Source organism: Petropleomorpha daqingensis, from assembly GCF_013408985.1.
Taxonomy (GTDB): Bacteria; Actinomycetota; Actinomycetes; order Mycobacteriales; family Geodermatophilaceae; genus Petropleomorpha; species Petropleomorpha daqingensis.
The window spans coordinates 1,390,016-1,404,689 of record NZ_JACBZT010000001.1; the positions used below are offsets into that span (position 1 = coordinate 1,390,016).

Here is a 14,674-nt window from a genome sequence, read left to right on the forward strand (position 1 = left end):
ACTCCCCTGGTCCGTTCCTAGCCCGGGATCATGGTGGACCCGCGCGGCCGTGGGCCACACCGCCCCCTGCGTGTCGGCGGGGGCAGACGCGACGAGGCCGCCGGATCCTCGTCAGGATCCGGCGGCCCCGGTGGGTGCTCAGGCGCGGCGGACGGTCAGGCCCGGCTCGCCGGTGAAGTCCTCCGCGGCGTCGACGAGCACCTCGTCGCCGTCCCGGATCTCACCGGCCAGCAGCGCCTTCGCCAGCTGGTCACCGATCGCCGACTGCACCAGCCGGCGCAGCGGGCGGGCGCCGTAGACGGGGTCGAACCCGTTGAGCGCGAGCCACTCGCGGGCGGCGTCGGTGACCGTGAGGGTCAGCCGGCGGGCGGCCAGGCGACGGCCCAGGACGCCGATCTGGATGTCGACGATCCCGGCCAGCTCGTCGCTGCCCAGCGCGGAGAACACCACGACGTCGTCGAGCCGGTTGAGGAACTCCGGCTTGAAGTGCGACCGGACGACCTCGAGCACCGCCTGCCGGCGCTTGTCCTCCGGCACCGACTGGTCGGCGATCAGCTGCGAGCCCAGGTTCGACGTCAGGATCAGGATGGTGTTGCGGAAGTCCACCGTCCGCCCCTGACCGTCGGTGAGCCGGCCGTCGTCGAGCACCTGGAGCAGCACGTCGAACACGTCCGGGTGCGCCTTCTCGACCTCGTCGAGCAGGACGACGGTGTACGGACGGCGCCGCACCGCCTCGGTGAGCTGGCCGCCGGCCTCGTAGCCGACGTAACCCGGAGGGGCGCCGACCAGCCGGGCCACCGAGTGCTTCTCGGAGTACTCGCTCATGTCGATGCGGACCATCGCCCGCTCGTCGTCGAACAGGAACTCCGCCAGCGCCTTGGCCAGCTCGGTCTTGCCGACACCGGTCGGGCCGAGGAACAGGAACGAGCCGGTGGGCCGGTCGGGGTCGGCGACACCGGAGCGCGCCCGGCGCACGGCATCGGAGACGGCGCGGACGGCGTCGGGCTGGCCGACGACCCGCTTGCCGAGCTCCTCCTCCATCCGCAGCAGCTTCTGCGTCTCGCCCTCGAGCAGCCGGCCGGCCGGGATGCCGGTCCAGGCCTGCACGACGTCGGCGATGTCGTCCGGGCCGACCTCCTCCTTGAGCATGGAGGCCTGCTCAGCGGCCGACTCCGCCTCGGTGAGCGCCTTCTCCAGCTGCGGCAGGCGGCCGTAGCGGAGCTCGGCCACGTGGGCGAGGTCGCCGTCGCGCTCGGCCCGCTCGGCCTCGGAGCGGATCCGCTCCAGCTCCTCCTTGATCTGCTGGATGCGGGTGATCGCGCTCTTGTCCTGCTGCCAGCGGGCGGTCAGCTCGTCGAGCTGCTGGCGCCGGTCGGCGAGGTCGCTGCGGAGGGCGGCCAGCCGCTCGAGGGAGGACGGGTCGTCCTCCTTGGCCAGCGCCATCTCCTCGATCTCCATCCGGCGGACGGCGCGCTCGATCTCGTCGACCTCGACCGGGCGGCTGTCGATCTCCATGCGCAGCCGGCTGGCGGCCTCGTCGACCAGGTCGATCGCCTTGTCGGGCAGGAACCGCGCGGTCACGTAGCGGTCGGAGAGCGTCGCGGCGGCGACGATCGCGGCGTCGGTGATCCGGACGCCGTGGTGCACCTCGTAGCGCTCCTTGAGCCCGCGCAGGATGCCGATGGTGTCCTCGACGCTCGGCTCGCCCACGAAGACCTGCTGGAAGCGGCGCTCCAGGGCCGGGTCCTTCTCGATCCGCTCGCGGTACTCGTCGAGCGTGGTCGCGCCGACCATCCGCAGCTCACCGCGGGCCAGCATCGGCTTGATCATGTTGCCGGCGTCCATCGCGGAGTCACCGGCCGCACCGGCACCGACGATCGTGTGCAGCTCGTCGATGAAGGTGATGACCTGCCCCTCGGCCTCGGTGATCTCCTGGAGCACGGCCTTGAGCCGCTCCTCGAACTCACCGCGGTACTTGGCCCCGGCGACCATCGCGCCGAGGTCGAGCGCCATCAGCCGCTTGCCCTTGAGGCTCTCCGGCACGTCGCCGGCGACGATCCGCTGGGCCAGGCCCTCGACGATCGCCGTCTTGCCGACGCCGGGCTCGCCGATGAGCACCGGGTTGTTCTTGGTGCGGCGCGACAGCACCTGCACCACGCGGCGGATCTCGGTGTCGCGGCCGATGACCGGGTCGATCTTGCCCTCGCGGGCGCGCTCGGTCAGGTCGACGGCGTACTTCTCCAGCGCCTGGAAGGTGCTCTCCGGGTCGGGGCTGGTGACCTTGCGGGTGCCGCGCACGGTGCGGAAGGCGGCGAGGAGCCCGTCGCGGGTGGCCCCCGAGCTCTTCAGCACCGTGCCGGCCTCGCCCTCGGAGTCGGCCAGGCCGACCAGGAGGTGCTCGGTGGAGACGTACTCGTCGCCCAGCGCGCCGGCCTGCTCCGAGGCCAGGTTCAGCACGCGGAGCAGTTCGCGGGACGGCGATGGCGCCGGCACGGTCGCGCCGGTGACGCTGGGCAGGCGCTTGAGCGCCGCCTCGGTCTTGGCGCGGACGTCGGCCGGCTCGGCCCCGACGGCCTTGAGCAGCGGGGCGGCGATGCCGTCGGACTGCTCCAGCAGCGCCGACAGCAGGTGCAGGGGCTGCAGGTCTGCCTGGCCGCGCTCGACGGCGAGCCGCTGGGCGGCGGTGACGGCCTCCTGCGAACGGGTGGTGAGCTTGCTCTGTGCCATGGCCTCTGGCTGTGTCCTCTCCAGGACGGCGGGACTGTCACGCTTTCCAACGACGGCAAGGTTGAGTCTGTTCCACTCAAGTCTAGGTCTCTGGCATGCGAGGTGATAACGCACCACGGACCGGGCCGTACCATCGGCGGCATGAACCGGCTGCCGGCCCCGAGCGTGGTCCTCGACGACCAGCTGTGCTTCGCGCTCTACGCCGCCTCCCGTGCGGTGACCGCCCGCTACCGGCCGATGCTCGACGAGCTGGGACTCACCTATCCGCAGTACCTGGTCATGATGCTGCTCTGGGAAGAGGACAACCAGACCGTCGGCCAGCTCGGCACGAAGCTGGCCCTCGACAGCGGCACGCTCTCGCCGCTGCTCAAGCGGCTCACCGCGGCGGGCCTGGTCACCCGGCACCGGCGGATCGAGGACGAGCGCTCGGTGAGCATCTCGCTCACCGACGAGGGCCGGGCGCTGCACGATCGCGCGCTGCCCATCTCCGAGACGATGATCGGGGCGATCGGCTTCGACACCGCCGAGTTCGACGACCTGAAGCAGCGGCTGCGGCTGCTGGTCGACCGGGTCAACGGCGGCGAAGCGGTCTGCTGACCCGACGTCACTAGGAGGCACCCATGCCTACCCGCACCGCTCGCACCGCCTGGAACGGCACGCTGCAGGAGGGATCCGGCCAGGTCGAGCTGACCAGCTCGAAGGTCGGCACGTTCGAGGTGAACTTCCCGAAGCGTGCCGCCGACGAGGCCGGCGGCACGACCAGCCCCGAAGAGCTCATCGCCGCCGCGCACTCCGCCTGCTTCGCGATGTCGCTGTCCAACGAGATCGGCAAGGCCGGTGGCACCCCGCAGGCGCTCGACGTCAGCGCCGAGGTCACCCTCGGCCAGAACGACACCGGCTTGTCCATCACCCGCATCGCGCTGACCGTGCGCGCCGAGGTCGAGGGCATGGACGCCGACGCCTTCCAGCAGGCGGCCCGGACGGCCAAGGACGGCTGCCCGGTGAGCAAGGCGCTGGCCGCCGTCCCCATCACCCTCGACGCGGCCCTCGAGAGCTGACCGAACAGCAGAAAGCGCGACTCCTGCCGGGCAGGAGTCGCGCTTTCTGCTGTGTCAGGCGCGGGTCGGGGCGACCTCGGCGACCTCGGCCTCCAGGGCGGCCAGCTCGGCGTCGACGTCGTCGGCCGGCGTGCGCTCGGTCTGCAGCCGCTGCTCGCCGCTCTGGGTGCGCAGCGCCACCTCGCGGATGAAGACGACCGCGACGACGGCGACCACCGCGACCAGCGACGAGATCAGGAAGATCCGGCCGGTGGCGTCGCCGTAGGAGACCTGGATCAGCGCCCGCAGCGCCGGGGGCGCCTCGTTGAAGTCGGCCAGCCCCACGCTGCCCGAGCCGGACGACGCCGCGGCGGCGTACGGGGTGCCGGCCAGGCCCTCCCGGATCAGCTCGGTGACGTGGCTGGACAGCACCGCGCCGAGCACCGAGACGCCGATCGTGCCGCCCAGGCTCCGGAAGAAGGCGACCGCCGAGCTCGCCGCCCCCAGGTCGGCCGCCGCGACGGTGTTCTGCACGGCGAGCACCAGGTTCTGCATGGTCATGCCGATGCCGACGCCCAGGATGAACAGGAAGACGCCCAGCAGCACCATCGGGGTGCGGTGGTCGAGCGCCGAGAGCAGCGCGAAGCCGCCGACGACCAGGATCGACCCGGACAGCAGGTACCGCTTCCACCGCCCGTAGCGCGAGATGAGGATGCCGGAGATCGTCGAGGAGACCAGCATCCCGCCGACCATCGGGACGGTCAGCAGACCGGCCGCCGTGGGCGAGTAGCCGCGGGAGATCTGCAGGTACTGCCCGAGGAAGACCGACGAGCCGAACATCGCGACACCGACCGCGACGCTGGCGATCACGGCGAGGGTCGTCGTCCGTTCGCGGAACAGCCGCAGCGGGACGATCGGCTCGGCCGCGCGCGTCTCGGTGATCACGAAGGCGATCAGGGCGAGCACGCTGCCGCCGACGAACCAGAGGGTCTCGGCCGAGACCCAGCCGAAGCTGCTGCCGGCCAGGGTGACCCAGATGAGCAGGCCGGTGACACCGGCGGTGAGGAAGGAGGCGCCGAGGTAGTCGATGGAGACCTTCCGCTTGGTGACCGGCAGGTGCAGCGTGCGCTGCAGCAGGACCAGGGCGATCGCGGCGAACGGGACGCCGACGTAGAAGCACCAGCGCCAGCCGAGCCAGCTGGTGTCGACCAGCAGGCCACCGATCAGCGGGCCGCCGACCGTGGCCACGGCCATGGTGCTGCCGAGGAAGCCGGAGTACCGGCCGCGCTCGCGGGGGCTGATCATCGCGGCCATCGCGATCTGGACGAGGGCCTGCAACCCGCCGAGGCCGAGCCCCTGCAGGACGCGGAACATGATCAGGCCGTTCGGCGAGTGCGCCTGGCCGGCGAGCATCGAGCCGACGATGAAGACGACGATCGCCAGCTGCAGCAGCAGCTTCTTGCTGAACAGGTCGGCGAACTTGCCCCAGATCGGGGTCGAGACGGTCGAGGCCAGCAGCGTGGCGGCGACCACCCACGTGTACTGGCTTTGAGTGCCGTGCAGGTCGGTGATGATGGTGGGAAGGGCGTTCGAGACGACGGTCGAGGACAGGAACGCCACGAACATCGCCAGCATCATCCCGGAGAGTGCCTCCAGGATCTGGCGGTGCGTCATGCGCCCCTGCTGCTCGACGGGCGCCTCCGCGGCCACGGTGGTGCTCAAGTGTTCTCCAGTTTCTTCGGTGGGTTCGTGCGTGCGGTGTCGCAGGTCAGCCGGCGGCGCTCACGGGCGTCGCCTCGAGGTCGGCGAGGAGCCGGTCGAGCAGCTCGCCGAGCCGCTCGGCGTCCTGCTCGTCCCAGTCGGCGAGGGCGGCGGCGGCCCAGTGCGCGCGCTCGGCGCGGGTCGCGGCCAGCGCCGCCGAACCGGCCGCGGTGAGGGAGAAGAGGCTGGCGCGCCCGTCGCTGGGGTCGGGGCGGCGCGCGACGTAACCGGCCCGCTCCAGGGCCGCGACCTGGCGGCTCGCCACGGACACGTCGACGCCGGCGCGGGCGGCGAGGGCGCTGCAGCGCTGCTCGCCGTCGCGCTCGAGCGGCAGGAGGAGGGTCCACCCGAAGGACGGCAGGTCGCCGTAGATCTGCGCGGCCGCCCGGGCGCTGATGTGCCGGCCGGCACGGACCAACCGCGACAGGGTCGAGGTGATCCGGACACAGGTCTCGGGGGTCACGGGCATGGCGGGCGTCCTCGGGGGAGATGTTTGCTCTGGGCAACCATACGCTTTTGTTGTCCTAAGCAACCAGATCTCGGCCCGGTGTGTTCCCCCACAGATGTGACGCCGCAGACGACGACGCCCGGACCGCGGGTGCGGTCCGGGCGTCGGGGTGGTGTGCCTCCGGTCAGGGTTGGGGCTGTACCTGCCCTTGTGTCTGTCGTTGCGCCTCGCGGGCCTCGCCGAGCCGGTTGAGCCGGCCGAGCAGTTCGCCCAGCGTCGCGACGTCGCTGGCCGGCCAGTCGGAGAGGTCCTCCTCCCAGCGGGCGCGGCGGGCCTCGCGGATGCGGGCCAGCCGGGCGGCGCCCTCGGCGGACGGCGTCAGCACCTGCGCGCGACCGTCCTCGGGGTCGGCTGCGCGATCGATGAGACCCAGCGCGGCGAGGCTGGCGACCTGCCGGCTCACCGTGCTCTTGTCCAGCCCCAGCCGGCCGACGAGGTCACTGGCCCGCAGAGGACCGGCGTCCTGGAGCAGCGCGAGCAGCCCGTAGGAGGCGCCGTCCAGCTCGGGGTGCAGCTCACCGGCCAGCCGGGTCTGGATCGCGCGGGAGCGGCGCAGCAGCAGCCCGATCTCTCGTTCCAGCCGGACGTAGGCCTCGTGCGACTCGGTGCTCACCGCTCACTCCTCGGACGCCAGACCACGAGCGCCGACGTCGACGGCCGCAGCGGGACGAGGTCGCCGCCGTAGCCGTAGCCGGCCGCGAGGGCGGACTCGGCCGCCATCCGGCGCTGCTCGGCGATCTCGAGGTCCTCGAGCAGTTCGTGCACGCGGGCCTGCAGCGCCTCCACCCGCGACTCGAGGTCGATGATCCGCTTGATCCCGGCGAGGTTGACGCCGTCCTCCTGCGAGAGCCGCTGCACCTCGCGGAGCAGGGCGACGTCCCGCGGGCTGTACCGGCGGCCGCCGCCGGGCGTGCGCCCGGGGCGGACCAGGCCGAGCCGGTCGTACTGGCGCAGCGTCTGCGCGTGCATCCCCGCGAGCTCGGCGGCCACCGAGATCACGAAGACGGGGGCGTCGTCGGCCACCGCTCGGGTGGCGTCGGGCACCTCGGACGGGGAGCTCACCGGGCACCTCCGTTCTTGACCGCGGCGGTGATCTGCGGTCGCGGGTCCTCGTCGAGTTCGGCGGCCAGCGACTCGAGCGCGGTGCGCTGTGCCGAGGTCAGTGTGGCCGGAACTGCCACCTCGACGGTGACCAGGAGGTCACCATGACGCCCCTTCGAGGGAACGCCGCGGCCGCGGACCCGCAGCGTCCGGCCGCTCGTGGTGCCGGCCGGCACCTTGAGCGAGACGCTGCCGTCGAGGGTCGGCACGGTGAGCGTGGTGCCCAGCGCCGCCTCGGGGAAGCTGACCGGCACGGTCAGGGTCAGGTCGTTGCCCTTGCGCCCGAACAGCTGGTGGTCGGTCACGTGGACGACGACGAACAGGTCGCCCGCCGGGCCGCCGCGGCGACCCGGTGCGCCCTTGCCGGCCAGCCGGATGCGCTGGCCGTCCTTGACCCCGGCCGGGATCCGGACGGTGATGGTGCGCGTCTGGTTGGTGATCCCGCTGCCGGCGCAGGTGGGGCACGGGTCGTCGATCACCTGGCCGGTGCCGCGGCAGTTGCGGCACGGCTCGGAGAACGCGAACGCGCCCTGGCTGCGGCTGGTCACCCCGGCGCCCTGGCACACCGGGCAGGTGTGCGCGGACGTGCCGGGCCTGGCGCCGGTGCCCGAGCAGGTCGGGCAGGCGCCCGGGCTCTGCATGCGCAGCGGCACGGTCACCCCGAGGACGGCCTCCTCGAAGGAGAGCGTCGCCTCGGTCTCGACGTCCTGCCCCCGGGCGGGACCGGACGCCGCCTGGCTGCGGGCGCGGGCGCTGCCCGCTCCCCCACCGCCGCCGCCGAACAGCCCGCCGAACAGGTCGCCGAGGCCGCCGGCCCGCCCGCCACCCGCGCCGGTCTGGCCGAGCAGGTCGCCCAGGTCGAAGGTGCTGGTGCCACCTCCGCCGGGGAACCCGCCCCCGCCGCCGAAGCCGCCGGGGAAACCCCCGGTCCGGCCGCCGGCCCCGAAGAGCCGGCGCGCCTCGTCGTACTCCGACCGGCGCTTCTCGTCGGAGAGCACGTCGTAGGCCTCGGAGACCTCCTTGAAGCGCTCCTCGGCCTCGGCGTTGTTCGGGTTCTTGTCCGGGTGCAGGTCGCGGGCGAGCTTGCGGTAAGCCTTCTTGATCGCCGCGGCGTCGGCGTCCTTCGGGACGCCCAGCTCGGCGTAGTAGTCCTTCTCGATGAAGTCCCGGGTGCTCATCGGACGCCCCCTCTCTGGTTACTCGGATGCAGGAGCGTCCGCCTCGCCGGTCGGCGCGGCTGGTCCTGCAGGGTCGGTCACGGCGACCATCGCCGTCCGCAGGACGCGGTCGCCGCGCCGGTAGCCCTGGCGCAGCACGGTGGTCACCATCGGGTAGTCGACCTCGGGCGAGGTGTCGTGCATGACGGCCTCGTGCAGCGACGGGTCGAACGGGTCGCCGTTCGTGCCGAACGCCGCCGCGCCGAGGCCCTCCAGCAGGCCGAGCACGCGGTCGGCGACGACCTTGAACGCGCCGGTCAGGTCGCCGTGGTCGCGGGCCCGCTCGATGTCGTCGACGATCGGGAACAGCTGGGCGGCGAAGCGCTCGGCTGCCTGGTCGGCCACCAGCGACCGGTCGCGGTCGACGCGGCGCCGGTAGTTGGCGTACTCCGCGCTGACCCGCTGGAGGTCCTCGGTGCGCTCGGCCAGCTGCCTGGCGAGGTCGCCGTCGCCGGTCCCCGTGGGGGCCTGGGTGGTCTGCTGCTCGGTCATCTGCTCCCCTCGTTCGCCCGGCGGGGCGCCGGCCGGCTGCTCGCCGGCCGGCGCCCGCACCTCGCCGCTGGTCGGGTCGATGCGCCGCTTGTCACGGATGACGACGCGGGGCTCTTCGCCTCCCTGCGGTCCGGTCATCGGCGATCGGTGTCCTCGTCGTCCACGATCTCGGCGTCGACGACGTCGTCGTCACTGCTCGTCGTGGTACCCGACGTGCTGTCGGCACCGGGGGTTCCCGCGTCGGGACCCGGGGCGCTCGCCTCGGCCTGCTGGGCGTAGAGCGCCCCGCCGACCTCCTGCGAGACCCGCGCGACCTTCTCCTGCGCGGCCTTGATGGCGTCGATGTCCGAGCCACCGAGGGCCGAGCGCAGCTCGGTCAGCGCCTCGCCGAGCTCCTCCTTCTTGTCGGCGGGGATCTTCTCGCCGTTCTCCGCGAGGAACTTCTCGGTCTGGTACTGCAGCGACTCGGCCAGGTTGCGGGTCTCCGCCTCCTCGCGCCGCTTGCGGTCCTCCTCGGCGTGGGCCTCGGCGTCCTTCATCATCCGCTCGATGTCGTCCTTGGGCAGGGCCGAGCCGCCGGTGATGGTCATCGACTGCTCCTTGCCCGTCCCGAGGTCCTTGGCGGTGACGTGCACGATGCCGTTGGCGTCGATGTCGAAGGCGACCTCGATCTGCGGGACGCCGCGCGGCGCCGGCGGCAGACCGGTCAGCTCGAACATGCCGAGCTTCTTGTTGTAGGCCGCCATCTCGCGCTCGCCCTGGAACACCTGGATCTGCACGGACGGCTGGTTGTCGTCGGCCGTCGTGAAGATCTCCGACCGCTTGGTCGGGATCGTGGTGTTGCGCTCGATGAGCTTGGTCATGATCCCGCCCTTGGTCTCGATGCCGAGGGACAGCGGGGTGACGTCGAGCAGCAGGACGTCCTTGACCTCGCCCTTGAGGACGCCGGCCTGCAGCGCGGCGCCGACGGCGACGACCTCGTCGGGGTTGACGCCCTTGTTGGGCTCCTTGCCCCCGGTCAGCTCGCGCACCAGGTCGGTGACGGCGGGCATGCGGGTCGAGCCGCCCACGAGGACGACGTGGTCGATCTGGCCGACGGAGATGCCGGCGTCGCGGATGACCTGGTTGAACGGCGCACGGGTGCGCTCGAGCAGGTCCTGGGTCAGCCGCTGGAACTCGGCGCGCGTGATGGTCACGTCGAGGTGCAGCGGACCCTCGGCGCCGGCGGTGATGTAGGGCAGGTTGACGTTGGTCGACTGCGCGCCGGACAGCTCGATCTTGGCCTTCTCCGCGGACTCGCGCAGGCGCTGCATGGCCAGCTTGTCCTTGGACAGGTCAATGCCGTTGGCGGCGTTGAACGTCTTCACCAGGTGGGTGACGATCCGCTCGTCCCAGTCGTCGCCACCGAGGTGGTTGTCACCGGCGGTGGCCTTGACCTCGATGACGCCCTCGCCGATCTCCAGCAGGGAGACGTCGAAGGTGCCGCCGCCGAGGTCGAAGACGAGGATCGTCTGCTCGGTCTCGCCCTTGTCCAGGCCGTAGGCCAGCGCGGCCGCGGTGGGCTCGTTGACGATGCGCAGGACGTTGAGGCCCGCGATCTCACCGGCCTCCTTGGTGGCCTGGCGCTGGGCGTCCTCGAAGTAGGCGGGGACGGTGATGACGGCGTCGGTGACGGTCTCGCCCAGGTAGGTCTCGGCGTCCCGCTTCAGCTTCTGCAGGATGCGGGCGGAGATCTCCTGCGGGGTGTACCGCTTGCCGTCGATCTCGGGGGTCTTCCAGTCGGTGCCCATGTGCCGCTTGACGCTGCGGATGGTGCGGTCGACGTTGGTGACCGCCTGGTTCTTGGCCGACTGGCCGACGAGGACCTCGCCGTTCTTGGCGAAGGCCACGACCGAGGGAGTGGTGCGCGATCCCTCGGAGTTCGCGATGACCGTCGGCTCTCCGCCTTCGAGGACGGTGACGACGGAGTTGGTGGTGCCGAGGTCGATACCGACCGCTCGAGCCATGGAGCTGGCCTCACTTTCCGTGTACGGGGTGGTGCTGTGCAGGTCCGGTAGCCGGCGTCCGCGATCTTGCGTCGGGTCCGCTCAACTTTCCTGCCCAGCCTAACGGCACCCCCGCGCCCCGTGTTCCCCACCCCGCCATGAATTTCTCCGAGGGGTCTCCGTCACCCTCGCGGTGTCGTCGCCACCCGCGCGGTACGGCGCGAGGGCGGCGACGACGGGACGAGGGTCGCTGCCCGTCCACACCCGCCCCGCGAGTCCACAGATGACCGGAGACCGGCTCTCGTGCCGCGGTCGGCCCGCAGCCTGACCGGATGCACCCCTCGTTGCGAGCACTGGCCGATCGGCAATTGGGCGCCTTCTCCGCGGTGGACGCCCAGCGCGCCGGCTACGGGCATCCTGAGATCCGCCACCTCCTCTCGTCCGGCCGATGGGTGCGGCTGCGCCGCGGCATCTACGTGACGGCCGACGACCTGACGACGGCGTCGGCCACCCCGGCTCAGCGGCACCGCCTCGACTGCATGGCGGCACTCCTGGCACTTCGTCGGCCGTCCGCCGTCGTCAGCCACACCTCGGCTGCCCGGCTGTGGGGCCTCCCCGTTCACCGCGACGCCCCGCGCGTGGTCCGGCTGACGGACGCGGGGCAGTGGCGCAAGGGGAACGGTTTCGTCGTCGTCCCGGCGCCGCTCGGGCCGGACGAGCGCTGCCGATCGGGCCCCGTCCCGATCACGTCGGCCGCCCGGACGTTGACCGACTGCGCCAGGGAGTGGCCGCTCGACGACGCCGTGATCGCGATGGACGCCGCACTGCTCGCCGAGCGGACCACGTCCAGGGAGCTGCGCTCCGCCGCGAGCGCGGCCACCGGATGGCCCGGCGCGCGCCGGGCGGCGCGCGCAGCCCAGCTCGCCGACGGCCGGGCCGAGTCCCCGCTGGAGACCCGCGGCCGACTGCGCATCGCCGGCTCCGGCTTCGACGTCCCGGCACTGCAGGTCGAGATCCACGCCGGCGCCGGCATGCTCGGCGTCGTCGATGCCTGGTTCGACGAGGCGGCGGTCGCGGTCGAGTTCGACGGGCAGGTGAAGTACACGGCGCCCTGGCGCGGACGCACCCCGGAACGGGTGCTCTGGGACGAGAAGCTGCGCGAGGACGAGATGCGGGCACTCGGCATCCGCTTCCTGCGGGTGGTCGATGCCGATCTCCGCCGTTGGCCGGTGATCGAGGAGCGGCTGCGCCGACTGCTCGCGGAACCGGGGCCGACGCAGCGCCTGTTCCGCGCCGTTCCTCGCCTGCGCGGCGTCCAGCGAGCGGCCTGAGCGCGTCGGCCTCAGGCTGTGGTCGTGACCCTCGCGGCACAGCGCGAGGGTCACGACGACGCCGCGAGGGCGACCCGCCGACGGCGGCGAGAGCGTGCTCGGGAGGCCCGCCAAGTTACCGGCGAGTAGCGTCACCGGCGGCCAGCTATCGTGCGGCTGGGGGCGGACAGGGGAGTCCGCCCCGCATTCGCGGGGGAGTAGGGAGAACCATGACCGGCCCGCTGCAGGTCGTCCTCGGGACGATCAGCGTCGTCTTCCTGATCGTGGCGGTCGTGCTCGCCACGCGCGCCGTGCGGGCGATGATCAGGATCATCCGGACCGGCCAGCCGGACGGCTCGCGCAGGGGCCCGTTCGCCGAGCGGATCAAGGCCATGCTCATCGAGAGCCTCGGCCACACGCGGATGCTCAAGTGGTCGACGATCGGCGTCGCGCACTGGTTCGTCTTCGTCGGCTTCTACGGCCTGTTCCTCACGCTGGTCCAGGCGTTCGGCGAGATCTGGAACCCCGGCTACGAGCTGCCGATCCTCGGCAACTTCTTCCTGTGGAACTGGTTCGTCGACCTCATCGGCGCGCTGACCGTGGTCGGCATCCTCTACCTGATCTACCGCCGCCAGAAGGACCGCCGGGGCGGGCGCAGCAGCCGCTTCGCCGGCTCCAACGAGGGCCGCGGCTACTTCGTCGAGGCCGTCGTCCTCATCATCGGCATCTGCATCCTGAGCATCCGGGCCGCGGCGATCGCCAGCGGGCTGGACGAGAACCCGGCCTGGTACCACCCGATCTCCAGCGGGCTGTCCCACCTCTTCCCGAGCAACCCCGACCTGGTCAGCGTCATCGCCTTCGTCAAGGTGGTCGTCTCGCTGATCTGGCTCGTGGTCATCGCCCGGATCCTCAACATGGGCGTCGCCTGGCACCGGTTCAGCGCGTTCTTCAACATCTACTTCAAGCGCGACCCGCGCAACGACGCCCCGGCGCTGGGCCCGCTGCAGCCGATGATGAGCAACGGCGAGCCGATCGACTTCGAGGATCCCGGCGAGGACGACGTCTTCGGCCGCGGCAAGATCGAGGACTTCACCTGGAAGGGGATGCTCGACTTCACCACCTGCACCGAGTGCGGGCGGTGCCAGAGCCAGTGCCCGGCCTGGAACACGGGCAAGCCGCTCAGCCCGAAGATGGTGATCATGGACCTCCGCGATCACCTCTACGCGAAGGCCCCGTACCTGACCGGCGTGAAGAAGGCGTCCGACGACGCCCCCGACTTCTCCGAGTACTCGGTCCTCGAGCCCAGCGACGAGCAGGTCTGGACCTCCGGCTACGCCCGGATCCCCGGCACCAACGACGCCCAGTTCCACCGCCCGCTGGTCGGCACCTTCGAGGAGGGCGGGGTCATCGACCCCGACGTCCTGTGGAGCTGCACCAACTGCGGCGCCTGCGTCGAGCAGTGCCCGGTCGACATCGAGCACATCGACCACATCGACGACATGCGCCGCTACCAGGTGCTCATCGAGTCCAGCTTCCCGTCCGAGGCCGGCGTGATGCTGCGCAACCTCGAGAACCGCGGCAACCCGTGGGGCGTGCAGGCCAGCGTCCGCAACGACTGGATGAAGGAGCTCGACTTCGAGGTCACCGTCGCCGACGGCCCGCTGGACTACGACATCGAGTACCTGTTCTGGGTCGGGTGCGCCGGTGCGATCGACGACCGCGCCAAGCGGACGACGAAGGCGGTCGCCGAGCTGCTGCACATCGCCGGCGTGGAGTTCGCCGTCCTCGGTGACGGCGAGACCTGCTCGGGTGACCCGGCCCGCCGCATGGGCAACGAGTTCGTCTTCCAGATGCTCGCCCAGGAGAACGTCGAGACCCTCAACGGCGTCTTCGAGGGCCGCGTCCCGGGCATGCGCAAGATCGTCACGACCTGCCCGCACTGCTTCAACGCGCTGGGCCGCGAGTACCCGCAGGTCGGCGGCGAGTACGAGGTCGTGCACCACACGCAGCTGCTCAACCAGCTGGTGGAGGAGGGCCGGCTCGTGCCGGTCACGCCGGTCGACCGCAAGGTCACCTACCACGACCCGTGCTTCCTCGGCCGGCACAACAAGGTCTACACGCCGCCGCGGGAGATCCTCGGCGCCGTGGAGGGCCTGTCCACCCAGGAGATGCACCGCTGCAAGGACCGCGGCTTCTGCTGCGGCGCCGGCGGGGCGCGCATGTGGATGGAGGAGAAGATCGGCAAGCGGATCAACGCCGAGCGCACCGAGGAGGCGCTCGCGCTGGATCCCGACGTCATCTCCACCGCCTGCCCGTTCTGCATCACGATGCTGTCCGACGCGCTGAACACCAAGAAGCAGGACGGCGAGGCCGGCGAGCACGTCGAGGTGCTCGACGTCAGCCAGATCCTGCTGCGCTCGATGGCGAAGGTCGGCGCGCCGGGCACCGAGGAGGGCGCCGAGCCGGGCGACGCGGCCGACGACGTCGCCGGCACGCAGTCGGCCGGGACGGCGCACGGCGGCCCGCAGGCCTGAGC

Annotated in this window: 12 protein-coding genes; 4 read left to right on the forward strand and 8 right to left on the reverse strand. The window is 71.7% G+C overall.

The features are described 5' to 3' along the window. Positions 1 to 138 precede the first annotated feature (138 nt). Positions 139 to 2,727 carry an ATP-dependent chaperone ClpB gene (gene clpB, locus GGQ55_RS06920; RefSeq protein WP_179715722.1) on the reverse strand — a complete coding sequence of 863 codons (2,589 nt, stop codon included), beginning with the start codon at positions 2,725 to 2,727 and terminating at the stop codon, positions 139 to 141. Positions 2,728 to 2,868: 141 nt separating this feature from the next. On the opposite strand from clpB, the gene GGQ55_RS06925 reads away from it, so the two are divergent. Both GGQ55_RS06925 and GGQ55_RS06930 read left to right on the forward strand, forming a co-directional pair. Continuing rightward, positions 2,869 to 3,324: a MarR family winged helix-turn-helix transcriptional regulator gene (locus GGQ55_RS06925; RefSeq protein WP_179715723.1), complete on the forward strand. Its 456-nt coding sequence runs from the start codon at positions 2,869 to 2,871 to the stop codon at positions 3,322 to 3,324. A 23-nt stretch (positions 3,325 to 3,347) separates the two neighbouring features. Further along, positions 3,348 to 3,785 (forward strand): OsmC family peroxiredoxin, encoded by a 438-nt coding sequence (locus tag GGQ55_RS06930; protein WP_179715724.1) that lies wholly within the window; start codon positions 3,348 to 3,350, stop codon positions 3,783 to 3,785. 54 nt (positions 3,786 to 3,839) lie between these two features. Here the strand turns inward: GGQ55_RS06930 and GGQ55_RS06935 are convergent, their stop codons facing one another. From GGQ55_RS06935 to dnaK, 7 genes are all read right to left on the reverse strand, one after another. Continuing rightward, the gene (locus tag GGQ55_RS06935) at positions 3,840 to 5,486 is read right to left on the reverse strand and encodes an MDR family MFS transporter (protein ID WP_246323776.1); all 1,647 of its coding nucleotides are present in this window, start codon (positions 5,484 to 5,486) and stop codon (positions 3,840 to 3,842) included. 46 nt (positions 5,487 to 5,532) lie between these two features. Then, on the reverse strand, positions 5,533 to 5,994 hold the full coding sequence (locus GGQ55_RS06940; RefSeq protein WP_179715725.1) for a MarR family winged helix-turn-helix transcriptional regulator: 462 nt from the start codon (positions 5,992 to 5,994) through the stop codon (positions 5,533 to 5,535). 163 nt (positions 5,995 to 6,157) lie between these two features. Beyond that, the gene (locus tag GGQ55_RS06945) at positions 6,158 to 6,646 is read right to left on the reverse strand and encodes a MarR family winged helix-turn-helix transcriptional regulator (RefSeq protein ID WP_179715726.1); all 489 of its coding nucleotides are present in this window, start codon (positions 6,644 to 6,646) and stop codon (positions 6,158 to 6,160) included. Then, positions 6,643 to 7,095 (reverse strand): heat shock protein transcriptional repressor HspR, encoded by a 453-nt coding sequence (locus tag GGQ55_RS06950; protein WP_179715727.1) that lies wholly within the window; start codon positions 7,093 to 7,095, stop codon positions 6,643 to 6,645. Before GGQ55_RS06950 ends, GGQ55_RS06945 begins: the two co-directional genes overlap by 4 nt. Then, positions 7,092 to 8,312 carry a molecular chaperone DnaJ gene (gene dnaJ / locus GGQ55_RS06955; protein ID WP_179715728.1) on the reverse strand — a complete coding sequence of 407 codons (1,221 nt, stop codon included), beginning with the start codon at positions 8,310 to 8,312 and terminating at the stop codon, positions 7,092 to 7,094. The genes GGQ55_RS06950 and dnaJ overlap by 4 nt, the downstream gene beginning before the upstream one ends. 18 nt (positions 8,313 to 8,330) lie before the next feature. Continuing rightward, a complete protein-coding gene (grpE, locus tag GGQ55_RS06960) occupies positions 8,331 to 8,981 on the reverse strand; it encodes a nucleotide exchange factor GrpE (RefSeq protein ID WP_179715729.1) in 651 nt (216 codons plus the stop codon). Continuing rightward, the gene (gene dnaK / locus GGQ55_RS06965) at positions 8,978 to 10,849 is read right to left on the reverse strand and encodes a molecular chaperone DnaK (RefSeq protein WP_179715730.1); all 1,872 of its coding nucleotides are present in this window, start codon (positions 10,847 to 10,849) and stop codon (positions 8,978 to 8,980) included. Before dnaK ends, grpE begins: the two co-directional genes overlap by 4 nt. 311 nt (positions 10,850 to 11,160) lie before the next feature. Between dnaK and GGQ55_RS06970 the strand changes: the two genes are divergently transcribed. Together GGQ55_RS06970 and GGQ55_RS06975 are read left to right on the forward strand one after the other, a co-directional pair. Next, positions 11,161 to 12,159: a type IV toxin-antitoxin system AbiEi family antitoxin domain-containing protein gene (locus tag GGQ55_RS06970; RefSeq protein ID WP_179715731.1), complete on the forward strand. Its 999-nt coding sequence runs from the start codon at positions 11,161 to 11,163 to the stop codon at positions 12,157 to 12,159. Between the two features lie 209 nt (positions 12,160 to 12,368). After that, positions 12,369 to 14,672, forward strand: coding sequence for a (Fe-S)-binding protein (locus tag GGQ55_RS06975; protein ID WP_179715732.1), 2,304 nt, complete (start codon positions 12,369 to 12,371; stop codon positions 14,670 to 14,672). Positions 14,673 to 14,674: the final 2 nt, after the last annotated feature.